Source organism: Pontibacter pamirensis (assembly GCF_010015475.1).
GTDB lineage: Bacteria > Bacteroidota > Bacteroidia > Cytophagales > Hymenobacteraceae > Pontibacter > Pontibacter pamirensis.
Map to the genome: position 1 here is coordinate 17,496 of NZ_SSNI01000048.1, position 23,268 is coordinate 40,763.

Consider the following 23,268-nt stretch of genomic DNA (forward strand, 5'->3'; position numbering starts at 1 on the left):
ATATGATACAACAGTTTTTTTCAGGACTCTATGAATTCGTTTTAGGTCGTCCTATGCCTGCCAACTTCACCAATGATTACCGCGAAGTTGTATTCCCAAACACTGGGTTGATGTTATTCATCATTTCACTGGCAATGGTGCTGGTTTATTATTATGTGCTCAACCGCATGATGAGCACCGGACTCTACAAACCCCGGCACTGGGTTATATTCCTGGTACTGAACGCAATCATCGCCTTCATTATCCCCATTGCGCAGGTAAATGGGAATGAAATTGAGACACATTCTTACACGTATATGTTCGCTTTCGTGAACGTGGTATACAGCCTGATACTTTTCTTCGTTTTCTCATTACTGCTTAAGAGGGGATCCGTGCAGGCATGGACAACCCCTATGAAATGGCCCAATAAAAAATAACTATGGCAAAACTTTTTGTATTCGGAATAGGTGGCACAGGCTCCCGCGTGATCCGCTCGCTGGTCATGCTAATGGCGGCAGGTGTCAGAATTCAGAACTGTGATAAAATTGTACCCATTATAATTGACCCGGATACGCAGAACGGTGACATGAACCGTACAGTGGAGCTGCTCAAAACGTACAAGCACATACACGACGCGCTGGGGCGCCGAGAGGAAGGTTTCTTTCACACTGACATAAGTACCCTCTCCAGCATAGCCGGCGATGGCACCTCTAAGATCAGGGATAGCTTTGTGTATGACTTCGGCGGGATTAATAAGCCCTTCAAAGACCATGTAGGCTATAACCAGCTCGACATAGAAAGCCAGTCACTGATTGATCTGTTGTTTACACCTGAGAACCTGAACAACAGCCTTGATGTAGGCTTCCGTGGCAGTCCGAACGTAGGTAGCGTGGTGCTGAATGAGATCATTGACTCTCCGGAGATGCGCTTTTTTGCCTCTAACTTCCAGGCAGGTGACCGGATATTTTTTGTAAGCTCTATTTTTGGCGGAACGGGTGCCGCTGGTTTCCCGCTGCTGCTAAAGAACTTCAAGGACACCCGCACAAGTTTACCTAACGCTGCCAGCCTGAATGCAGCACTGACAGGCGCAATGGTGGTATTGCCTTATTTTTCGCTGGAGCAGCCTGCAGCCGGCGTAGAAGCTGATTTTATAGACTCCAATACATTTACCACGAAGGCAAAAGATGCGCTATCGTACTACCAGCACCACCTGAATGGTGTGAATGCGGTATACTATATGGGCGATACGCCGGACAAGCCAATGGAGAATAATCCGGGTCGTGCCAGTCAGAAAAACGATGCTCACTTGGTAGAACTGCTGAGCGCACTCGCTATAGTAGACTTCATGGATTACTCGGACAATGAGCTTTCTGGGAATGAAGTATACCATGAGTATGGCCTCCGAGAAGACGTAAGCAATGTGCAGTTCTCGCACCTAGACAGTGAGACAAGGGATCGCATTGCCAAGCAGCTTATCCGCTTCCATTACTTTGAGCGCTACTACACCACCCACCTGCCCGCTGACTCGCAGGCGGCTTATGCCAAAGGGGTGGATTTAACCAGCGCCATCCGCAATGAGCCTGTGTTCAAGGAGCTGAATAAATTCCTTACCAACCCGGAGTTCGGATATCAGTCGTGGCTGCGCGAGCTTAACAGCAAGGAGCGAACATTTGACGCGCTCAATCTGAACGAATCTGATTTCAACCGCATGGTATCGGACAAGCATATTGAGACGGGCTTCCTGAACAAAGGCATCCACCAAGGCTCTTTTGTGAAAGAGCTGAACCGGGCATCTGAATCCATATCAGACAGAAATGCTTTTAAGGCAACTATAAAAGCCTTCGAAACCGCAACAGGTACGCTGGTAGAAGAGAAGCTGAAGTATAGTTAATTCTAAAAGTGAGTAGGTCCCACCAGGGGCAAATCAGTACTGCAATTTTAATGTGCAAAACCAACGGACAGCGCCTTGTGTCGCTGTCCAACATTCTTTAACAAACTGAAATAACATGCCGAAAGTACTTCGTCTTCATAAAACTGGTTCTAATGTGGAGGGTTGGGCCAAAACCAGCAAGATCACCAGCACCGAGATAAAAGATATCACCGATGGCGCTGGGGGGAGAGCCTTGAAGATCAATGCCTCTATCCCGACGCCGTTCGCCCGCATGCACCTGTTCGAAACTGCCTTCGATTTTGTGAAACGTGGCGTGGCGGGCTCGAACAACAGCATTTACCATAAGTTCGTCACCCACTTCTGGGACCTTTGGGAGCTGCTCTATAACCACCAGAGCTACGCACAGGCTGGAAATAAGATCATCATCCGCCGTTGGAACAAGCAACAGCAGCTGGGAGCAATGCAAGCAAACCCGAATACGAACCTGTTGGGCCGTACCTTGGAGCTGTTCATGAATGACAGACGCTTTGAAGGTATAGAAGATATTTTCCTGTTCTTCTTTGAGTCTACCAACAGCCGCGGTGAACGTCAAATGCAGCTTATTGGCGGCACATCACCCTTGACGTTCCTTTTTGTTGCTCCGAACGTGCAGCCCCTCAGTCTTAACCGTGCGCAGAATATAGGAACTTACTTCGACCATAACTATGTGTCGCTGGAGGCGAGGGAGCGGGATTTTAAAGAGTATGTCCACAAGCTTTTTGTGTCAGACCCGGCCATGATACAGGCTTTTCCGGCCGTACATAACTCGCTGGATGAGAACCTGCTGCGCAGCATTAACATGGCGGGTGCCGTGGGGCAGAACGCGATTGCCTCCGAATATCTGCAACTGGTAGATTTCCAGCAGAACCCGGTGCACGTTGGCCACCTGAACTTCCTGGTGAAGAAAGACCAGACCGCCGTTGCCAGCAGCGACCTTTTTATTAGCCCGACCCACACTGGTTTTACTGGTGAGCGGCCTATCGTGCTGAAGCCCGAGTTGCGATTGGCGCCAAACATCAAGTATGTAAATAACTTGGCATGGCCAACAAATACAGTGGTAGGCTATTCTGATGAAAAACCACTGGAGAACCGTTCTTTGCCAGGCGTAGGATTCAACTACCCCTACCTTACGATAAACGACCTGCTGCAGGAAACGCTGGTGCAGGTGCCTTACGAAGTAAACACCGACCGTTTCTACAGCGGTACGGTTGTGTATCAGCCGGGCGTTACGGAGAAAACTTTTAATTACCTCCTTCCTGTAACGAGCCTGTACTTTGATTTTTTTTCGCCACAGGATCTGGCGAGTCACCTGACCTTTCATATCGACGTGAACCATGTGCGGGTAACGTTGCAGGTGCCAACAGAAAGAGGAAATGTGGTGTATGAGCGAAGTTACTATGATAACCCGCTGAACTCGAAAGATGCCAGTGGAAATGTAATTCCAGAGAAAGGCCAAATTCTGAAATCCAGGATTGGTTTGGGTGTGTTCCCTTTCTACAAGTTTACCGATGCCGTGCAGTACAACGACTTCTATAAGGTGATGCTAGTGGATGAGGACATAGATCCGCTGATGGTGAACAAGAACCACGGCCTGTCTTTTTTTGTGGGGAGCAAACAATTGGAATCAAGCGGAGGTATTATTTCCGCGACGGCGCACCCCAGAACCAAAAAGAGCAACAGTAGCGCCGGCAGTACCTATTATGAGATACGTGGCACACACTTTGATTTTGCTGAGTTAACCCATGCCGGCGTGAATCTGACTGGCAAAGCGTTGATTGTGCCGAAGTTCCAGGAAATGCAGCAGGGCATACATAGCTTCACCTTTGCAGTTGATTTTGGAACCTCGAATACTCACATTGCTTACACATCCGGCTCTAACCAACCTCCGCGTGAGTTCTCCATCACGGCTAGCGATCAGCAACTGGTGATGCTGAACAAGCCATCCGAAGATCCTACCTTAACAGATTACCAGCGTTTCCATAAGCGAGGCTTTGGCAGATTGTTTGCCGTAGAGACCTTGCTGAAGCGGGAGTTTTTACCGCTCATCATCGGATCGGGTGGCTCTTTGTATAACTTTCCGACCAGGACAGCCATTTGTGAATCCATCGACTTTGAGAACCAAATTACGAACCTGTTCGGTAACATCAACATTGGTTTCTCCATCAACACCGAAGGTACACATCAGAATCAGTACAACCAGACATACCACACTGACCTGAAATGGAGCGAGACGCTGACAAATACCGGCAAGCGCCGAATTGAGGCTTTCTTTACTGAAATCATGCTCCTTATTAAGAATAAGGTGGTGCTGAACCACGGCAATGTCGCTAGCACGAAGATTGTGTGGTTTGCGCCGCTGAGCTTTGATGAGTATTCCCGCAACATGTTCCAGAACGTGTGGGACGGCGTGTATAACAGCGTATTCAAGAATGGTAGAACAACAGTATGCATCACTGAATCGGTAGCGCCTTTCTATTTCCTATCCAGAACGGGTGCCGTGGTGCCAAGCCAGGATGAGAACCTGATCAACGTTGATATTGGCGGAGGCACAACCGATGTGCTGCTGTTCACAAATCGAAAGCCGTCCCATAGCTCTTCCTTCCGGTTTGCCGGTAACGACCTATGGGGCGATGGTTTCGCCACCGTGAAGACCAGCAAAGACAATGGACTGCTGCAGTACGGCGTAGACCATGTGCTGCGCATTCCACTGACTGAAGAGGGCCGCGAATACCGCAAGTTCCTGGAAACTGCCCTAGGTAATCCTGATTTCAACTCTTCTGATATCAGCTCTTTGCTGTTCAGCTATGACAAAGAGTTGAACTACAGCTCCCAGTTGCTGCAGGCACGCCAGCTAAGGCTGATGTTTTACCTGCACTTCGGCGCGCTAATGTACCACCTCGCGCAGCTGGTAGCGCAATTGGATGTGAAGGTGCCACGTTACATTTCTTTCAGTGGTCGCGGAAGCTTATACATCAAGCTCCTGAGCGCAGGTAACAACCTGTCGAATGTGGAGCGTTATGCTAAAGCCATCTTCTATAAAGTGACAGGGCAGGAGCCACCGGCAAACTTCAAACTTGTGCTGGTAGAAAACCCAAAGCAGGTAACAGCCAATGGTGGTGCCATGGCGCTGGAAGGAGCAGATTTGAATGACCTGACCAACATCCCGATCATGAAACCAACAGGCTCAGCAAATAAGGAAGATGCCCTGACGCCGGTTACTAAAACCCAGATAACAGGGGAGTTGCGACAGGAAGTAATGGACAACGTGATGAACTGCTTGCAGCTGCTGCTGGATGATCCGGACATATCGCCGCTGATGCGCTCTATGGGTGTGGAAGTGGACCCGATGCGGGTGCTCAACTTTATGCGCGCCAACCTACAGGATAGCTATACCATGGTGCTGGAAGATACTGTACGGGGTCTGACAGACAGGGAGCAGCTCCACGAAACCATGTTCTTCATGCCGCTGAAGCAGTCATTATACCTGTTGTCAAAAGATCTATACAAGCAGCAGGCGCAGGTAGGTGCCATCTCATAAAGTGCGTGCAGGAGCAGCGTTTAATTCAGCCTTTCCTTGTCCCTAAGGAGGGGAAAGGCTGAAACGGGCTAATTGGCAGGCATAAGAGCTGTTTTGCTAAACGCTTATTACGAATGCCTTGTTAAATCCGACACTATATCTATTTTAGAACAAACCACAGGTTTACATGAATTATATCGCAATTATACTGAGTATTATAGCCCTGATAGGAGCCGGATTTGCTATCCTGAGGGCCAGCAGCTCACACCGTATTTTAATGAAACGGATAGAGACGCTTAAAGAAAGGAACAATGCGCAGGAGGCGCGGCTCCGTAAGTTGGAGGGTAATTCGGGAAGAGGTAACAAACCAGCACGTGAACCTAATGAGCCGGATCAAAGAAACCAACCTCGGCAAAAACAGCCGCGTCATGAGCAGGAACAGCAAAAAAAGCAAAGACAAAACGACCAACTTCAGCAGGTGTCACAAGCATCTCAACAGACACAGGAAATCCCACAACAGACTCAGCCAAGAAAAAAGAAGGAAAACAGAAGACGCAACGAACCAACAGATAGAACTAACTTCCAGGAACAAGGGGAGGAGCGTCCAATTGTAGCAGCGAAGAATATTAGGCTGGAAATTGCAGAAGGCGATTTTCTGGATAACCTGGAGCGGTCATCAGAAAATAATCCGACGGCAACAGTAGCAGAATCTGGTATAAAATATGCCGTCATCCCGGAAGACGGTTTGATCAGGATGCACCAGCTGCAGCAGCAGCCGGACTCCGACAGCTACCTGGAGGTAGATGTGCCGGCTGATGGCAGCAACATAACAAACTACCGCTTTAACCTGGCCGGGAATCACGCTTTTGTTATCGCACAGGGTATCGACCGTTTGGAAAACGCCTTCTCTTTTGAGAAGCCCTCTAACCGGATGGTGAGTACGGTGGTGCAGCAGCAGGATGGTGTGCTTACCAGAGTGAACAACGGCTGGAAAATTCAGGAAAAGGCGAGAATCGATTTCAGATAAACCCCTTACATGGAATTCATTTTTATTTTTGAGGCTCTTTTAGTACTGGCTATTCTTGGCTACCAGGTGTACGTGTACCGGAATACAAGAAGTAAAATTGAGCTGATAAAGAACCTTTTTCCTTCCGAAGACCAGCTGTCTGTGGGTGAGCATCTGCTCGACAACCCTTCGGTACCTGCTTCAGAAAAGCAAACTTCTGAACAGCTGTGGAGGACGCTGTTGGCAGGGCAGCCTTTCAGGGAATTTAAGGCATCTAATCCGGTAGTAAAAAGAATTGTTTCTTCCGAGAATGGCGTCTTACATATAGAGGCAAAGGGTGGGGCCGTGCAATTTTATAAAACTGCTGTCGATAAATTTGATCAGCTGGTAAAGGGTAATAACGTCTACCTGATAGAAGGTGACCCGGAGGCCTTATTCAGTACAGTAGACGCAGGGGGTAAAGGAGCTGCCACTATCGATCTGATTGAAGTCCGCAACCCCTCTGAAACTTTCAGCAAGATCATCCGGAATACGAACGAGTATCTGAAGCGTAACAAAGGGGCAGCGGCTGATTTTGATATCTTAAAGGATGTGTCAGAGCGCTTTTCTGAAGCCCTGGATGCCGAAGTACAGTCTACGGTTGCCACACCGCTATATATTGGTTTACTTGGTACTTTTTCCGGAGTTATTATTGGTCTCTCGAGCCTTATTTGGTCAGGTTTAGGTGCCGGGGAGGCCGGTGCTGCGACAGATTCGTTTATTACAGATCAGAACATCCCGTCTTTCCTATTCGGAGTGCTCATTGCAATGGCAGGCAGCTTCTGCGGGCTTCTGCTCACCTTGTTAGGGAATAATGCCCTCAAAAATGCCCGCAGCACCCGCGACATGCACCAGAATGAATATTATACTTTCCTGCAAACACACCTTCTGCCTAAGCTGAACTCGGATATGGCTGCCAGCCTAGGCAACTTGAAGTCGGTGCTGGATTCCTTTAACAAGGACTTCCTGGACAAGGTGCTTGGCTTCCGGCCTATTGTGGACACGCTCACAGAGAACATCAGCACCCAGAAGGAATTTATTGAGAAGCTGGACCAGATAGGGTTCACACAAATGGCCAACGCCAACCTGCAGGTATTTGACAAGATCAAGGAAAGCGAGCACCTGTTCAAGAACTTTATGCAGTACCAGGTGGCGTTAAATGAATCGGTGCGGAAAGGGGCGGAGCTGACACATAGCATAGAGCAGGTACTGAGCAGACTGACCAGCCTGCAAAAAGGTTTTGACGAGGTACCGGGTTACCTGCAGAAGCACGACGAATCCATTCAACGACAGGTGAATTTCTTTGGACAGCACGAGCAGGATTTAAGAAACATTGGTGCCCGTGTAGAACAGTATTTTGACAAAGCCGCACTTAGGTTAACTGACCTGATGGAGGCGCGGCTACAGCACCAGGAGCGCGATGCGCAGAACGCGTATGAGAAATGGCAGGAGCATTTCAGGAGGCTCAACGAGGATAACGTGTACAACCGTATTCTGGAGTACATGCAGCCTTTCGAAAACCTGAATCAGCAGCAGGAAAAGCTGAATGTTACCCAACAGCAACTGTTAGGGGATATACGGCAGACAAATGAGCGCCTGCTTCAGAAAATTGAAACTGACGCAGCCATTCAGCAGCAACTGCTCAGGCAGCTTGAAACGCTGAATGCGAACGTGGTCAAAAGTATGGAGCCTGGTCCGATAAAAGCAACTTTCGATAAATTATTTGGCAGCGGGAATAACAGGAGGTAAAGATGAGCAAGGAAAGCAGAGATTTTTTCTGGCCCAGTTACGTCGACCTTATGACAGTGCTGTTCTTGGTGATGCTGGTGCTGTTTGTACTGAGCTTTAAAATGTTTCAGGGGAAAGACAGAGAGAATCGCGAAAACATAGCCCGGCTGCAGGTAGAAGTACAGGAAAAACGAAAGCTCGATGAGATAAAAGCCGCACTCGCCCGCTTAGATGGCGAATACTTTCAGTACAACGAACAGTATAAACGGCATGAGCTGCTGGTAGATGTGCTTTTTGAACAAAGCAGCGCTGTTATTCCTCAGCGCTCGCGGGCACCGCTCCGGAAGGCAGGAGAAAACCTAAGCCAGGTCATTAACTCAATCGATGATAAAGATGTAAAATACTTAATCGTGATAGACGGCCGTGCCGCCAGCTTTCCGGAAGGAGACCCTCGCAATGTGAGCCAACGGGAATATGCCCTAGAACTTAGCTATCAGCGCGCCCTGGCTCTGATGGAGTTCTGGCAAAACGCAGGAATAAAACTTCCAAAAGACCGCATAGAACTCATAGCCGCCGGTAGCGGTTTCGGCGGCGCAGGTCGGAAAGGAGATATCCGCGACCGCCGCTTTGTCATTCAGGTACTACCTAAAGTAGGTACACTGGAAATACTGGAATAAGTACTTTACGGCAAAGTGAACGTAGTAATATAAGTATTCAGAATAAACATCGTACCCCCCCTACAACAGAGAAATAAGGAGACGCTATGCAAAAACTACGTACACATAGCATCAGCACAGCTGTGCCTGTCAGTGAAGCCTGTCCAGCAGCTTCCGGAGGCCAGTATACTCCGGCTCTTCCAGCACATTAAGCTCGTCATCGGTTGTCAGCTCCTATCCTCTGTGGTACTGGTCCATCCTGCCGAGCGTTAGCTTATTTGTAAGTGGTTTTCTGCTGATATAGCTAATTTTTTAAACCAGACTCCCATGGAGTGGTGGAGCTTTTTAAGCATTTCTCCTTAGCTACCGGTGCTGGTAATCGGCAGCAGAAAATGTAATGAATAGATAACCAACCAAACATGTGTGGCCATAGTCCAGAGTTTACATACCCTGTGTTCTAACACTAGTTTCAAATCCAAAACTACTAGTGGTCTAATCAAAGATTTTATTTCAGAAGAAGCTTTACCAATTTTCATGTCTCTACCGGCTTCTGTAGTCCTTACCCCTCGCCACCGTTTTGTAGGCCATACAGTGCCATTTTTACTTTCTCATCCAGATGATCAACGTTATTCTTTTTGTACTTAAGGAATTCCTGATGTGACTTAGTACCCATCATTTCCATAAGAGTGAAGTCATCAAACATCTTTGAAAAGTATGAAACCCATCCACGTCTGTTGCAGTGCGAAGAGTACAGATTATAGAAAGTGTCCGTTTCTTCAATGGGATTAGGGTAGATGTACTTCTTACGAGTGATTGTGATTGGTCTGGAATAAAGGTTATACTTCTCAAGAAATAGTTTTAGGAGAATCTTTATCTTATCGTTATAATCTTCTTTTGTAAAAAGCAGCATATCATTATTTGGAATTGCAATGTTTCACTGGAGACTTTTTTCAGGCAGCCACTGCTTGGTTGTATAGGAGTTTTTCATACTGGCAAGGCGTCAGGTAGCCCAGAGCCGAATGCCTCCTTTTCCGGTTATAGAAGCTTTCTATGTACTCAAAAACAGCCAGCTTTGCTTCATGTCTGGTGGTGAATTGGTGGTGGTACACCATCTCAGTTTTCATCGTCTTAAAGAAGCTCTCGGCTACGGCATTATCCCAGCAGTTGCCTTTCCGGCTCATGCTCTGCACCACTGGTACCCCCTCGAGTTGCTCCCGGAAGGCACTGCAGGCGTACTGCACACCCCGGTCAGAGTGAAACAAAAGGGAATAAAACACAGGCCTGTTCCGGATGGCCATCTGAAAGGCGGCCACCGTGGTCGTCTCCGCCTCCATGGTCTCGCTCAGTGCCCAGCCCACCACTTTCCTGTCGGCCAGGTCCACTACGACTGTCAGGTACAGCCAGCCTTCCCTGGTTCTGATGTAGGCGAGATCGGACACCCACTTCTCTGCCTGCCTTAGCGCTTGAAAATCTCTTGCCAGGTAATTCTCTGCTACTGTATAGGTATGGCTGGAGTCGGTGGTCTGTACCCGGTACTTCTTTCTTATAATACTTTGTATCTGGTGTTTCTGCATGAGACGGGCTACCCTTGGGAGGGAGGCCCGGATGCCCTGCTCCCGGAGTTCAAAGCTGATCCTGGGGCTGCCATAGCGGCACTTGCTCTGCTGATATACTTCCTTGATTTGCGCCACGAGATCCTGCTCTTTGAGCTCCCGCAGACTGACCGGATGATGAAGCCAGTAGTAATAGCCGCTGGCACTGACCTGAAGCACTTTGCACATCTTCTCAACGGGAAACTGGTGACGGTGCTCCTTTATGAATCCGTATACCGCCCGTCTCCCTTGGAGAAGATGCTGACCGCCTTTTTTGACCCGCAGACGTGCGTCAGCATCGGGTCCATATCGCGCTCCATCTGCGCCTCCTTCAGCTCTTTTTGTAGCCGCTTAATCTCTTTCTGATCATCACTGAGCCCCTCGGTAGACCTTACTGGTGAACTGTCCTTCTGCCGCCACTTGCTCAGCCGACCTGGATCAATGCCTAACTCGTCGGCTACCTCTTTTACTGATCCCCTCGCGTAGGAGAGGTCAATAGCCATCCGTTTGAAGGAGGCATCAAATATACGTTTTCCCATCATAGTCAAATTTAAACATTTAGTTAAATCTGCCTAGAAAAGGTCTCCAGTCAAAGGTAGCAACTCCACAAGAAATAATCCAAAGCTTGGAGGCCGGAGCCTCTCTTTCAGGTGTCAGCGCAGCTGACAAAAACAAAATAGCCCCGGCTTTTGCCAGGGCTACACAAGATGAGCATCCAGCACCTGTCGGCCAGGAGCTCTCTTTCAGGTAAGGGAAAGATAAGAAAAATCTAAAAAAGATCCTTGACTTTTAAGACAGTACCTTTTTTTCGATAATCTCTTTGGCTACTTTCAAATCCAGGGCCAGCTCGGCGTACATGGCCTTGAGGCGGCGGTTCTCCTCCTCCAACTCCTTCAAGCGCTTAAGCTCGGTGGCGTCCATGCCGTTGTAGCGCTGGCGCCACTTGTAGAAGGCTGCCTGGCTCACGCCGTACTCACGGCTGATTTCTGCCGCGCTCTTGCCTGCCTCGAACTCCTTCAGGATTCTGGCGATCTGCTGAGGGGTAAATGTCTTTCTCTTCATAAATAACTGTTTAAAGTTAAAGCTTTTTCTCTACTTCAAAACAGTTCTGTTTTCAGGGAAGCTGACACTGTACGTGAAAAAAGCTTTTCCAGGAAGTCAGGATAATTAGCCAGTATTCCTTCCTCATTCTGAAAGTAGAGGCCGTCATCGGTGATGCCGCAAACGTTTTCTGTATCCGTTCTTAAGGCTTCCTCCAAGTTGTCTTTCCCAATGCCCATGAAAAAGGAATAGTTCGCCAGGGACCTCACAGACGCGATACCGTATTTTTCCTCAAGCAACTCCTGCGTCAGCGTATTGGGAACGGTATTGGGCATGTCCATATAGGAAGTAACACCACCCGCAACAGCGGCTTTTGACTCGGAAAAAATGTCTGTTTTGTGCGTGAGGCCGGGGTCTCTGAAGTGCACCTGGTCATCAATAACACCCGGCATCAAATACAGCCCTTCCGCGTTTATCTCCACATGTTTCCCTCCTTTCGAAGAAGTAATTTGAGGGGCAACCTTCTCAATTCTACCCTTTGCAATCAGCACATCTGCAGCAAACATCCTTCCTTCATTTATGATATTAGCGCTGCGTATGATAGTTTTCATCTCCGGCTCTTAAATAATCTCTTTAACTTATAAGATTGATTATGGATTACACATATCGCAGTACATTGGGTCCTCGCTGGTCTTTTGATGCGGATACTTCTCCTCTTTTATGAAGGCACACTTCTGACACTGGTAAATATAACTCAGTGTGGAACGGGTAGGGTAACGGCAACATTCACAGGGCAGTCCCGGATTGGCTCCGGTAACACCGAAGCCAGGACTAGTGCAATGGGGGCAACGTGAGCTGACTTTCTCTATCAACTTCTGGGCTGCCTGTCCGATTACCTTCATCCGCGCAGGGTTCAGCATGGCCCTCATGTCCGTTTCCACGTACACCGTGCCGTGCTTTCCCAATAAGTGATGAAAAGAAGCCTTAAGCTGGCTCCAGTCCTGAATACCTTTGATAACCTCGGCATTGTCTTCTTTCGACTTGCGGAGTATCAAGGCATGCGACGGGAACTGCGCCCTTTCAGCGAAGCTTGCCAGCTGGCCCTCTGTGTGAACTTGCTCCCCGCCAAAGTTGGTTTCGGTGCTCAGCTTCCTGACGATAATCTCCAGATTGTTCTTCCTGTCTATAAAGATCAGGATTTCCTCGTCAGCATGCAGGAAAAAAAGGGAAGGATGAGGCCCAAACGAACCTTCACTGGCAACGCCTAAGTCGCAGTCATACATGGCCATGGCTTCCATGCATTTGCTCCGTGCGGTGGTGATGGGGTCATCCTTCCTTTCTGTCTCTCCGCTGAATGTGCCAAAGGTATCCGTATCAAAATTCTCTGCCACAAAGCACTCCACCCCAAGAGCCTCCTGGAGGAGGGGGGCAATCACACTTTCTTTCTTATGCTTGGTAGCTACCAGCAACCTCCTGCCCTTGAACATATGCCTCAGGTTGAGCTTTGACTTTGAAGGCAATATCTATTGTTGACCCGATCTCAATCATGGTCTTGTCGTCTATTGCTTTTTGAACAAGCGCAATGATTTGCGCTCCCGCCTCTTTCAGCTCTCCGATTCTCGCTTCTGAATCAGCGTCAGCTTTGCCAAAATGAACATGTGCGCTCAGATTCCGAAGTTTATGAAAGTTGATTTTAGTTTCTACCATTTTGAGAAGGATCTCCTTGGCCTCCAGGGGGGTGTAGTCACCCATGATCAGATTGATTGTTGTCATAATAGATGTTTTTTAGTTTATAGAGTTATTTGGGGTTATTCGGATTAGGTTTAAGCAAACTATAATGGCTAAAGCCTTGGTAAGCTCAGTCAGTAAAGAGGCTTCATTTTGGGCTGTGATGAAAAAGCAGGCAACTAATGAAGCCAAGCTTAGAAAGGTTATGAATTGCTTCATTCTACTATAAGTGCTGGCTAAAAAACGCATTTATTGCCCTTGCCCGAGCGAGAAGGCGATTCTGTTGTCAAAGGCGTAAAGGTTCTCCGTTTTGATGGTGTCAATGTTTTTTTCTATGGCCTTCGATAAAATATCCAGGATATGCTGCTTCGTGATGAATTTCCCTTCCTCGTGCTTAAAGCGGCAGCGCCAGTGGTCGGTGCAGAAAGTCTCCTCAAACCCTTCGGGCCATACTTTAATGCCCCTGTTGGTGATCATGCTGAGCTTCACTTCAGGCGTGTCCAGCTGTTGCATCAGCTCTCCCATTTCATCGGCGCTGGTGCCACTCCACTGGACAAACACATCCACGCCGAGCAGGTCTTTTTTAGCAGCCGGCTTCCGCCGGTATTTGGGCAGGTTGAACGATGCCCCTTTCTCATAGGCCACCGGCTTCAGGCAGGAGGGCTTCTGACCAAGGTTCTTGATAACGGCCTGTGCAAATTCCTTCGTGCCCACTCTTTGTTTGCTGACGCCCTCCTTGTATATGTCTGCTGTGTGCACTCCGTCCTCTATGGTCTTGAGCCAGGCGTTCTGCACTTTCTGGGCAACGGCGGTCTGCCCGATGTGGTTCAGCATCATAATGGCACCCTGAAGCAACCCGGAGGGGTTAGCCTGGTTCTTGCCTGCAAGAGGAGGGGCTGAACCATGGATGGCCTCGAACATGGCACACGTTTCACCTATGTTGGCTGAGCCGGCTAGCCCCACTGAACCGGTTATCTGCGCTGCCACATCGGAGAGTATGTCGCCGTAGAGGTTCGGCATCACCACCACGTCAAAGGCCTCGGGGGTGTCGGCCAGCCTTGCGGCACCGATATCCACAATCCAATGCTCGCTTTCGATGGCGGGGTACTCTTGGGCAACCTCATTGAAAACCTGGTGAAACAACCCGTCGGTTTGCTTCATGATGTTGTCCTTGGTAAAGCAGCTTACTTTCTTGCGATTGTACCGCCGTGCGTACTCAAACGCGTAGCGCACTATTTTCTCACAACCCGGTCGGCTGATGAGCTTCAGGCACTGCACCACTTCATCGGTTTGCTGGTGCTCAATACCGGCGTACAGGTCTTCCTCGTTCTCCCTGACAATCACCATGTCCATGACAGGGTGCTTGGTCTTGACAAAGGGGTGGAGACTCTCACAGGGACGCACGTTAGCGTACAGGCCCAGCATTTTACGCATGGTCACGTTCAGGCTTTTGTACCCGCCTCCCTGCGGGGTCGTGATGGGTGCCTTCAGGAAAACCCTGTTGCGCCGGATGGCTTCCCAGGATGCTTTGGAAATACCGGAGGTGTTTCCGCTGAGGTATACGCCTTCCCCGACCTGGATCTCCTCAATCTCCAGTTTAGCCCCGGCCGCAAGCAGCACCCTCAAGGTAGCCGCCATGATTTCCGGTCCGATGCCGTCGCCTTTTGCGACGGTGATTTTTGTCAAAGCCGGAGCGTCCACCGACGCGGGAGAGTTTTCGTAGCTTCCAACTAGTTTCGTTTCGCTCATGTGTGAATTATTTGTGCTACAAAATTGACCAATTGCTTATATAAATAAAAATATATACTTTTAATGCCACCCATAAACAAAATTAATGAACTACACATTGCACCAGTTGCAGGTTTTCCTGAAAATCACCCAGACGCAAAGCATCACAAAGGCTGCCGAGGAGCTGCACCTGACACAACCCGCCGTGTCCATACAACTCAGGAACCTGCAGGACCAGTTTGAGATCCCATTGACGGAGGTGATTGGGAGAAGGATATTCATCACTGACTTCGGGAAGGAAATAGCTGTTGCAGCAGAGAGGATACTCAATGAGGTGCATGCCATCAACTACAAGACGCTCGCCTATAAGGGGCAGTTGATCGGCCGCCTGAAAATCACGGTTGTGTCAACCGGCAAATACGTGATGCCTTATTTTCTATCCGATTTTCTAAAGCAGCACCGCGGCATCGAGTTAGTGCTGGATGTGACGAACAAGGCCATGGTAATTGAAAGCCTGGAAAAGAATGAGGTGGATTTTTCCCTGGTATCGGTACTACCGGAGAACCTGCAGGTGGACAATATTGAGTTGATGGAAAACAAACTGCACCTGGTTGGCAATAAGGAGCAAGAATTTAAACGAGAGCTACACGAAAAAAGCATTCTGGAGACTATCCCCCTGATTTACCGGGAGCCGGGGTCAGGAACCCGGCATATAATGGAGAAGTTTATCAAACAGAACAACCTGCCTGTCATAAAAAAAATGGAGCTTACCTCCAATGAGGCGGTAAAACAGGCTGTGATTGCCGGGTTGGGCTATTCCATCATGCCGTTGATAGGAATCAAGAATGAACTGAGCAACGGTGACCTGCAGATCATCCCAGTCAACGGCTTCCCGATAAAATCTACCTGGAGTCTGATATGGTTGAAAAACAAAAGCTTTTCACCTGTTGCCAGTTCGTTTTTGGATTATCTGCAAAAAGAAAAAGACAGGATAATTCAGGAACGGTTTGGGTGGCTTCATCAGTTCTGAGAGCAAAGGGCACAGGTTCAGCGTGCGTGTTGACTGCCTGCCGCTGTGCCTTTTCCCGCTACCGCTTCTTTTTGCCCCCTGTTCAAAGCCGGGGTATAGGCTAGGTTAACTCAGGTGCCGACAACACACGGGTCGAGTAGGGGCAAGCGGCCTTCTTAAGTGGCTGCAGTCGCGTGCCTTCGCTGCTGCACCCTGACCCTTGCCGCATGCGGGTGCTTTGAAACAGGCTTATGGCCATGGAGCCCGGTAATCTCCAGCCATCCCCCCTGCGCCGTGTACTCCTCCCGGTACTGGTGCAGGTGCTTCATCACAGTGTGGTCCACGACTACGGTGTCAGAAAAGTCGAGCACCAGGTGTTTTCGGCGTGGCAGGCTGTCAAGGTACTTTCTTAGTCTAATGTAGTTGCTGAACACGGCTCCATCCGACAAGGCTATGTGTATGTAGTCATTGTCCTCGTGCTGCTGAAGCTTGATGCCGGGCTTGAAGATGCTTTTCACCGGCAGCCCCTTTATCATCAGGATGAGCAGCTCGGCGGCTATACCGGCGCCTATACCCACAAGCAGGTCAGTGGAGAGGGTGAAGATGATGGTAATCAGGAATATCACCAGCTGCTCCCAGCCTTTGTGGAAAGTCTGAATGAAAGTAGTGGGCGAAGCCAGTCGGAAACCGGTGTAGATGAGCATGGCAGCCAGTGCGGCAAGCGGAATCTGGTGGATAAGGCCAGGGGCAAGGGCAACGAAGAGTAGCAGAAAGAGCCCGTGAAAGAAATTGGCCCAGCGTGTCTTGCCTCCACTGTTGATGTTGGCAGACGAGCGTACTATTTCCGAAATCATCGGCAGGCCACCAATCAGACCGGCAAGGGTGTTGCCGATGCCCACCCCCACCATATCGCGGTTCAGGTTAGCCTTGCGCTTGTAGGGGTCCAGTGTATCCACGGCTTTGGTGCTCAAAATACTCTCTAATGAACCAACCACTGCGAACATGATGATGTACTTAATAGAGGTGCCAGAGAATACTTGGGAAAAATCCGGGAAAGTGATGGCGCTGAGCAGGTCCTTGGGGAGTGTTACCAGAAACTCGGGGCCAACGCTGTAATTGTGCTCGTCCAGGAAAAGATAAGTATGGCTGTGCGCCAGGCCGAACAGGTGCCCCAGCGGAATAGAGACCAGTATCACAAGAAGTGGTGCCGGTACCCGCTTCAGGTATTTGTTTTTCAGGAGCGGAAGGGTAAAGAGAATGAGCAGGCTGGTAACTCCGATGATGGCTATCTGAGGGTTCAGGTTGGCAAGCCCCAGGGGTATTTCAACTAAAAGCTCCAGCGGTTCTTTGCCGGCAGGCTTCACACCCAGCAGGGTGAATACCTGCTTTGAGATGATGATGATACCGATGGAGGCCAGCATGCCACTTACGGCTGCTGCCGGAAAGAAATCCCCGAGCACGCCGCTCCGAAGCGTTCCGAACAGGATTTGGATTACACCAGCCACTACGATGGTAGCCAAGGCCAGCTTGTACCCCAGCAGGGAGTCCCCCTGCCCCAACTCTCCCACAGCGCCCAAGGCAATCACGATAAGTCCGGCAGCCGGCCCTTTTATGGTGAGTTCTGAGCCGCCCAGAAAGCTGACTACCATGCCACCGATAATAGCGGTCAGAATACCCGCCACAGGGGGGAAACCGCTGGCCATTGATATGCCAAGGCAGAGGGGCAGGGCAATCAGGAACACCAGGAAGCCAGAGAGGGCATCACTTTTAAAGTTCTCGCGCAGGCCAGCCAGGCCACTTGCGACAGAGGCTGTTTTAAGTCCTTTCATGAATTGATATTTTCTGGGTTAGGGTTTAGTTTTCAAAGACACAAGTGTAAGACTTGAGACAAGAGATTTAGGTGGTACTACTCACTGGTTAAGCGGACTCAGTAGGCCAACATCACAAAAAAGCCTACCATGATTCGGCCGCTGTTCTTCCTGCCGCTTTTTTCAGGCGCTCATTTATTGTCCTTCCGAGACCAGTTTCCGGAAGCCTTTCGGCAATGATCCGCTTCAGGTTCATGCCATCCAGCCGGTGAAGGGAGTGGTACAGGTTACTGGCTGCTTGGCGCATGTTGGCAGTGGGCGACAAAATAGCAAGGTGCTCCTGCGGCAAGTTTTCCATGGTCTTATGAAATGTGATGATACCCGTTTCTGCAGAGCCATGCTTTTCCAGTAACTCCTCAACTTTGTCTGTCAAATACAACGGGGTTCTGGGAGAGTAGTGGTAAGGCAGCATTCCGGGGCTTAAAGGGCGACAGCCTGTTTGTTTGTGCACCTTAACCTCTCCCGCTACTTCTTCTATCTCCTCAGGGGTAATGGCACCAAGCCGAAAAACCACTGGCGTGTTGTTCTCGAATCCCACAATCGTTGATTCTACCCCCTGCTCGCAGGGCCCCCCATCCAATATGTACGGTATCTTCTCACCGATCTGCTGCTGTACGTGCCCTGGTCGGGTAGGGCTTATGTAGCAAAAGGGATTTGCACTTGGGGCTGCCAGCGGAAAATCCAGCATCTGCAGCAGTTTAAGGGTCAGGGGATGATCTGGTACCCGGATAGCTACATGCGGCAGTGATGCTGTGATGATTGCCGGAATATTTTCCTTTTTGGGGAGCAACAGCGTAAGTGGCCCGGGCCAGAACTTCTCGATCAGCTTCTCCGCTATAGGAGGCACCTCTGCCACATATTTTTTCAGCTCATCACTTTGCCCGATGTGTACGATCAATGGGTTATAGGTGGGTCTGTTTTTAACGGCGAATATCTCTGCAACTGCAAATTCATTCAGTGCGTTGGCTGCCAGGCCATAAACGGTTTCAGTCGGGATAGCCACTAACTTCCCACCGGACAAAAGCCGGCGTGCGCGCTGAATGTTTTTACCTATGGCAGCCATAAATGATGATGAGTGTCTGATTCACATGCATTTTATTATCGCTGCAAATATAAATTCAATGAACTATAAGTTTTTATTTATTATATTAATAAAACATATAAAATATATTTATGATTTATACTCTTTCAGCTCCCTTTGTTCTTCTGATGGTGCTTGTCTACAAGATTATTCAGAAAGCAACTGATGGACTACACTGGGAAAAATCCAAGCTGATTTTCCTTTGTGTGGAATGAGATTGATTTAGAAGAGAAACATAAAACTTTCTTCGGAGGAAAAGAGGAGACTATTGCTATCATTAACTTTAAGAAAGGTACAGAAAGGTAAAAGTTGAACTTCTTTGTCATCTTAGTTCTGCAACAGCTTTAACAGCAGGTGTACTGTCATGACAGAAACTTGGAAGTAGAACAGCTCATGTACTTCGATACGTTAAACTGGTAACACAGTGCTTCAACATGAATTTATGATGAGGCCTAAATGTTCTCCAATATCATCTGTTATAAGCGAAACAGCCTCCAGAGCCCAGAATTGAGGTCGGCGGTATCGGTACCTTCCTTGTTCTATAACCGATTGATATGTTCAATAGAGTCTTGGGCAAATAGAAGCTGTAAGCACCATATTGCTTTACATAACTGTTGCTATCGGCATCAAATAAGAATTCCCCGGGAAGAGAAACCTTAGCGGGAGCTGTTTTTATATTTGACAGGCATTTTATCGCTCCCAGGGCTGGCTGGCATTTTGTCAAAACCACAGGCACGCTTAATGCAGCAACCCGCGCCTGGGCTTTCAGCGACAGCGCAAGCTCTCATCAGCCCTGCCATACCCTTTGCCTGCCAAGTGCAGCCACGCCTTTAGTTGCCGTGGTCGGGTTTTGGAATGCCGCTATCCCGGAAGAACACCCTGAAAATCGTCCCCTCATTCACCTTGCTTTCAACCTCAATCTTTCCGCCCGCATTCTCAACAATCTTCTTGACGATGTACAGGCCCACACCAGTGCCCTCTACATGGTCGTGGAGGCGCTTGAACATACCAAACACTTTGCTATTATCTGTGAGATCCATCCCCAGGCCGTTGTCCTGCACGGACAGCACCTGGTAGTTGTCCTGCAGATAGCAGTCAATTTGTATCAACAGCTGGCGCTCGGGTGATCGGTACTTCAAAGCATTTGAAACTAAATTATAGACAACGCTCCGGGCATTTTTAGAGGAGAAGTCGATAAGCCTGCACACCTGTATGTCCACCTGAATTTCAGCACCCGCTTGCTCAATCTGGGGATTCAGGTCCAGCTGTACCTCCCTGATTACTTGAGAGAGAGCCACCTGCACGTCCCCCTCATCAGCTTCTTGCCGCTGCAGCTTTGTGATTTCCGTCAGGTCATTGACCGTACGCTTGAAACGCTCAATGGAAGCACCCATTAATTTGAACAGCTTCTCAACAGCAGGGTTTTCCCTGCTCTCAATAGAAAGGTCCTCCAGGATGGCATGCATCAGAGCTTCAATGTTGGAGATGGGAGCCCGTAGGTCATGGGAGGCCGTGTAGATGAAGTTGTCCAGGTCCGCGTTGGTGTGGCTTAATTTCCGGTTGCTGTCGGAGAGCATATCGTTCGCTTCCTGCACCTGTTTACTGGATGCCCGCAGTTCTTCATTGGCGGCAGCAAGCTCGACGGCTAGATTTTGCAGTTTTAACTCTGCCTGTTTGATTTCCGTGATATCGATGGAGGAGCCGACATAGCCATATAAGTCACCATCAGCAAAATAACTGGGGGCTCCCTGCGACAGCATCCAGCGATACGCACCGTCGTGGCGAAGAAGACGCTGCTCCATCCGGTACATTTTGCGCTCCCTAAAAGCCGCTTCCACTTTTTGCTGGGTCAGCTTTAGGTCTTCAGGGTGGACGATAGAATCCCAGTTGGAAACAAGGAATTTATCCATGGAAGTGTCTATGAACTCCAGCAAGAATTTATTCGCATATTTTATGGATGTATCCGGGTTCAGGGCCCAGATAATGTTGGGTGCGGCATCGGCCATGATCCGGAAGCGCTGCTCGCTTTCCTCTAGGGCGTCCTGGGCCAGCTTTTGCTCTGTAATGTCAGTAGCAGCCCCAAACCACTCTATAATTTCTCCTGCCTGGTCCAACACCGGTATAGCCCTGGAGAAAGTCCAGCCTACATTGCCATCTGCTGTGATCACGCGATGCTCCAGTTCAAAAACGCTCTTTGTGCGCATGGCCTCCTTTATAGTCTCCAGTGCCCTTTCCTGATCCGCCGGCGGGAGGTAATCGTCTACCCAGGTCTTGTTTGGCTTGTCTGTGATGGACAAAAAGTCTTTCCCCTCCAGGGTGAGCATCTGCTGCCAATCCGCGCTCATCCTATACAGTGTATCGTTGCTTGCCTGCACAAAAAGGCGGAAGCGTTGCTCACTTTCTTTTAAATTTTGCTGTGCAAGTACCAGGTCTGTTACATTGGCTGCTGTATTCATAATGCCATACACCTTGCCAGCTTCATCAAAAAGCGGTGTAAAATTATTATTGAAATAAAACGTCTGCAGTTTATCATTCACTACCAGCTCTACTCTCTGGTTCTTTTCGCTGTAGGCAATCCCAGTTGTATATACCTGATCCAGTAGCTTAAATATCTGCTGGCTCTCCAGTTCAGGAAGAATGTCTGCCAGTTTCCTGCCTATCACCTTGTTGCCTTTTCCCCATGCATCCAAAACTGCCTGGTTAGCACTTTGCACCTTCATCTCCTGGCCCACATACACAGCTATAGGAAAAGGTGCGGCTTCCAGCATGGAGCGTACCTGTTGCTCGCTTTCCTCTACCTGTTTTCTGGCCAGCACCTGTTCGGTTACATCCATAGCTGCATGTATAATGCCGTTAACCACACCTTCTTCCAAAAGGGGGGTATAGGAAATGTTATAGTAGCCTAGCTCAAGCCTTCCTTGAACATTTACATGCGCTGGCATCTCACTGCCCATATATGGCATACCTCTTTCCAGGACATCCTGTAATAACTTCATCATTACCTGGTCCTTTAGCTCAGGCATTACCTCAACCAATTTCTTCCCAATCGCTTCATCCTTATGTCTCCTGCCCATTATGCGCAGCATGGAAGGGTTTATATCCTGGAACACATGGTCTTTGCCGCGGGTAAAGCCAATGGCTACAGGTACCTGCTCGACCATGCTGCGGAAGCGGGATTCGCTTTCTTCCAGCTGCCTCCTGGCCAATGCCGCTGGAGTTATATCTTGTAGTGTTCCGTTAAAGCGGTATGCTTCCTTATCTTCATTGAACCAGGCTCTTCCCTTGGCTTTCACATAACGTTCCTGTTTGGTAGCCGGGTTGACAATGGTGTATTCAATATTATACCCTCCACCGGAAGCATACTCATAAGCGCGTTCTATGGCAGACAGAACGCGAGCCTTGTCTTCTTCTGCAATCACATCCACCGCTGTCTGCAGGTCCACTTCTTCGTCAGCACCCAGGCCAAACCACTCCTTTAGTCTTCTATTTCCTTTCAGCTTAATGGTTAGCGGGTTTACATCAAAGGTAGCCAGTTCGGTCGCCTCAATGGCAAAGCTCAAATCATCTGCGCTTTCCTCAAGCTGAGCCAGGGCAAGCACCTTCTGGGTAGATTCAATAATGGTTACCAGTACTCCACCGGGTGTTCCGGATTCATCATGGACAGGACTGAAGCTATAGGTCCAGTACACATTTTCCATTTTCCCGTTGCGGTAAATAGGAACCAGTTGGTCTTCACTCCAGACAGCCTCCCCACCAGCCTTCACCCGGTAGATTGAAGACTCAACCTCATGCCAGGCTTCTGCCCAGAACTCCCAGCCTGGTTTACCTAATGAGGCCGGGTGCTTGCCTTCATTGCCAAGGCTGGGGCGAAAAGCATCGTTATAAAAACAAGTATATTCAGGCCCCCAGTACAGGAACATGGGAAACTTTGAGTTGATAATGACACTCAGGATAGTGCGCAGGCTCTGCGGCCATTTTTCAATCGGTCCAACAGCTGTTTTCGACCAGTCGAGTGAGCGAATGTGCGCACCCATTTCACCGCCTCCGGGCGGGAAGTTAGAGCCACCGTTGAGAGGTGAAGGAACAGAAGGTGTCATTTAATTGGATAAGCAGGGTTGATAAAAAACAAAAGGTAACTTAAATAGAAACTATAAACTATTCTTCTCTTAGAGTAAACTTCATCACGGCAGCAATTACGAGTTTTATCATCACTTTTTTACGGAGTAGACACCCGGGCCTATATAATACTCCCTTGATTTAGGGCCACTACTTTAATTGACGTATAACATTTAACTTAGTGGAACAATGAAAGGAACAAGAAGGAAATTCAGCGCGGTCTTCAAGGCCAAAGTAGTCCTAGAGGCAC

The 23,268-nt window shown here is 49.0% G+C and carries 16 protein-coding genes and 1 pseudogene; 7 read left to right on the top strand and 10 right to left on the bottom strand.

Going from position 1 to position 23,268, the window contains the following annotated elements; all coding sequences use genetic code 11:
* The first annotated feature begins 2 nt into the window (after positions 1–2).
* The 6 genes from E1919_RS23790 to E1919_RS23815 all read left to right on the top strand — a co-directional run bounded on the left by E1919_RS23790 (position 3) and on the right by E1919_RS23815 (position 8,876).
* On the top strand, positions 3–416 hold the full coding sequence (locus tag E1919_RS23790) for a hypothetical protein (RefSeq protein ID WP_162055914.1): 414 nt from the start codon (positions 3–5) through the stop codon (positions 414–416).
* Between the two features lie 2 nt (positions 417–418).
* Positions 419–1,870: a hypothetical protein gene (locus tag E1919_RS23795; protein ID WP_162055915.1), complete on the top strand. Its 1,452-nt coding sequence runs from the start codon at positions 419–421 to the stop codon at positions 1,868–1,870.
* Positions 1,871–1,985: 115 nt separating this feature from the next.
* Positions 1,986–5,447 carry an acetate and sugar kinases/Hsc70/actin family protein gene (locus E1919_RS23800; RefSeq protein ID WP_162055916.1) on the top strand — a complete coding sequence of 1,154 codons (3,462 nt, stop codon included), beginning with the start codon at positions 1,986–1,988 and terminating at the stop codon, positions 5,445–5,447.
* 166 nt (positions 5,448–5,613) lie between these two features.
* Positions 5,614–6,453: a hypothetical protein gene (locus E1919_RS23805; protein WP_162055917.1), complete on the top strand. Its 840-nt coding sequence runs from the start codon at positions 5,614–5,616 to the stop codon at positions 6,451–6,453.
* A gap of 9 nt (positions 6,454–6,462) precedes the next feature.
* Positions 6,463–8,220, top strand: coding sequence for a hypothetical protein (locus tag E1919_RS23810; protein WP_162055918.1), 1,758 nt, complete (start codon positions 6,463–6,465; stop codon positions 8,218–8,220).
* Positions 8,221–8,222: 2 nt separating this feature from the next.
* The gene (locus tag E1919_RS23815) at positions 8,223–8,876 is read left to right on the top strand and encodes an OmpA family protein (protein ID WP_162055919.1); all 654 of its coding nucleotides are present in this window, start codon (positions 8,223–8,225) and stop codon (positions 8,874–8,876) included.
* A gap of 929 nt (positions 8,877–9,805) precedes the next feature.
* On the opposite strand, the gene E1919_RS23820 is transcribed toward E1919_RS23815, so the two are convergent.
* From E1919_RS23820 to E1919_RS23850, 7 genes and pseudogenes are all read right to left on the bottom strand, one after another.
* The gene (locus E1919_RS23820) at positions 9,806–10,732 is read right to left on the bottom strand and encodes an IS3 family transposase (protein WP_162055929.1); all 927 of its coding nucleotides are present in this window, start codon (positions 10,730–10,732) and stop codon (positions 9,806–9,808) included.
* Positions 10,669–10,986: a transposase gene (locus E1919_RS23825; protein ID WP_162055920.1), complete on the bottom strand. Its 318-nt coding sequence runs from the start codon at positions 10,984–10,986 to the stop codon at positions 10,669–10,671. The genes E1919_RS23820 and E1919_RS23825 overlap by 64 nt, the downstream gene beginning before the upstream one ends.
* A 256-nt stretch (positions 10,987–11,242) precedes the next feature.
* Positions 11,243–11,509 (bottom strand): annotated as a pseudogene (locus tag E1919_RS23830) (transposase); the annotation flags it as partial.
* A 35-nt stretch (positions 11,510–11,544) separates the two neighbouring features.
* Positions 11,545–12,099: an amidohydrolase family protein gene (locus E1919_RS23835; RefSeq protein WP_162055922.1), complete on the bottom strand. Its 555-nt coding sequence runs from the start codon at positions 12,097–12,099 to the stop codon at positions 11,545–11,547.
* Positions 12,100–12,138: 39 nt separating this feature from the next.
* A complete protein-coding gene (locus E1919_RS23840) occupies positions 12,139–12,975 on the bottom strand; it encodes a DUF6671 family protein (protein ID WP_162055923.1) in 837 nt (278 codons plus the stop codon).
* Positions 12,935–13,261 (bottom strand): hypothetical protein, encoded by a 327-nt coding sequence (locus tag E1919_RS23845; protein WP_162055924.1) that lies wholly within the window; start codon positions 13,259–13,261, stop codon positions 12,935–12,937. The genes E1919_RS23840 and E1919_RS23845 overlap by 41 nt, the downstream gene beginning before the upstream one ends.
* A gap of 204 nt (positions 13,262–13,465) precedes the next feature.
* Positions 13,466–14,902: an NADP-dependent isocitrate dehydrogenase gene (locus tag E1919_RS23850; RefSeq protein ID WP_162055930.1), complete on the bottom strand. Its 1,437-nt coding sequence runs from the start codon at positions 14,900–14,902 to the stop codon at positions 13,466–13,468.
* Positions 14,903–15,050: 148 nt separating this feature from the next.
* On the opposite strand from E1919_RS23850, the gene E1919_RS23855 reads away from it, so the two are divergent.
* Positions 15,051–15,974 (top strand): LysR family transcriptional regulator, encoded by a 924-nt coding sequence (locus tag E1919_RS23855; RefSeq protein WP_162055925.1) that lies wholly within the window; start codon positions 15,051–15,053, stop codon positions 15,972–15,974.
* Between the two features lie 155 nt (positions 15,975–16,129).
* Here E1919_RS23855 and E1919_RS23860 read toward each other — a convergent pair whose 3' ends face one another.
* From E1919_RS23860 to E1919_RS23870, 3 genes are all read right to left on the bottom strand, one after another.
* Positions 16,130–17,782, bottom strand: coding sequence for a SulP family inorganic anion transporter (locus tag E1919_RS23860; protein ID WP_162055926.1), 1,653 nt, complete (start codon positions 17,780–17,782; stop codon positions 16,130–16,132).
* 124 nt (positions 17,783–17,906) lie between these two features.
* Positions 17,907–18,884: an L-threonylcarbamoyladenylate synthase gene (locus E1919_RS23865; protein WP_162055927.1), complete on the bottom strand. Its 978-nt coding sequence runs from the start codon at positions 18,882–18,884 to the stop codon at positions 17,907–17,909.
* Between the two features lie 848 nt (positions 18,885–19,732).
* Positions 19,733–22,999, bottom strand: coding sequence for a PAS domain-containing sensor histidine kinase (locus E1919_RS23870; RefSeq protein WP_162055928.1), 3,267 nt, complete (start codon positions 22,997–22,999; stop codon positions 19,733–19,735).
* Positions 23,000–23,268: the final 269 nt, after the last annotated feature.

Excerpts from the sequence above, each read along its gene's own strand:
- E1919_RS23790 (WP_162055914.1), top strand. The coding sequence starts at position 3 with ATGATACAACAGTTTTTTTCAGGACTCTATGAATTCGTTTTAGGTCGT.
- E1919_RS23795 (WP_162055915.1), top strand. The coding sequence starts at position 419 with ATGGCAAAACTTTTTGTATTCGGAATAGGTGGCACAGGCTCCCGCGTG.
- E1919_RS23800 (WP_162055916.1), top strand. The coding sequence starts at position 1,986 with ATGCCGAAAGTACTTCGTCTTCATAAAACTGGTTCTAATGTGGAGGGT.
- E1919_RS23805 (WP_162055917.1), top strand. The coding sequence starts at position 5,614 with ATGAATTATATCGCAATTATACTGAGTATTATAGCCCTGATAGGAGCC.
- E1919_RS23810 (WP_162055918.1), top strand. The coding sequence starts at position 6,463 with ATGGAATTCATTTTTATTTTTGAGGCTCTTTTAGTACTGGCTATTCTT.
- E1919_RS23815 (WP_162055919.1), top strand. The coding sequence starts at position 8,223 with ATGAGCAAGGAAAGCAGAGATTTTTTCTGGCCCAGTTACGTCGACCTT.
- E1919_RS23825 (WP_162055920.1), bottom strand. The coding sequence starts at position 10,986 with ATGGGAAAACGTATATTTGATGCCTCCTTCAAACGGATGGCTATTGAC.
- E1919_RS23835 (WP_162055922.1), bottom strand. The coding sequence starts at position 12,099 with ATGAAAACTATCATACGCAGCGCTAATATCATAAATGAAGGAAGGATG.
- E1919_RS23840 (WP_162055923.1), bottom strand. The coding sequence starts at position 12,975 with ATGTTCAAGGGCAGGAGGTTGCTGGTAGCTACCAAGCATAAGAAAGAA.
- E1919_RS23845 (WP_162055924.1), bottom strand. The coding sequence starts at position 13,261 with ATGACAACAATCAATCTGATCATGGGTGACTACACCCCCCTGGAGGCC.
- E1919_RS23855 (WP_162055925.1), top strand. The coding sequence starts at position 15,051 with ATGAACTACACATTGCACCAGTTGCAGGTTTTCCTGAAAATCACCCAG.
- E1919_RS23860 (WP_162055926.1), bottom strand. The coding sequence starts at position 17,782 with ATGAAAGGACTTAAAACAGCCTCTGTCGCAAGTGGCCTGGCTGGCCTG.
- E1919_RS23865 (WP_162055927.1), bottom strand. The coding sequence starts at position 18,884 with ATGGCTGCCATAGGTAAAAACATTCAGCGCGCACGCCGGCTTTTGTCC.
- E1919_RS23870 (WP_162055928.1), bottom strand. The coding sequence starts at position 22,999 with ATGACACCTTCTGTTCCTTCACCTCTCAACGGTGGCTCTAACTTCCCG.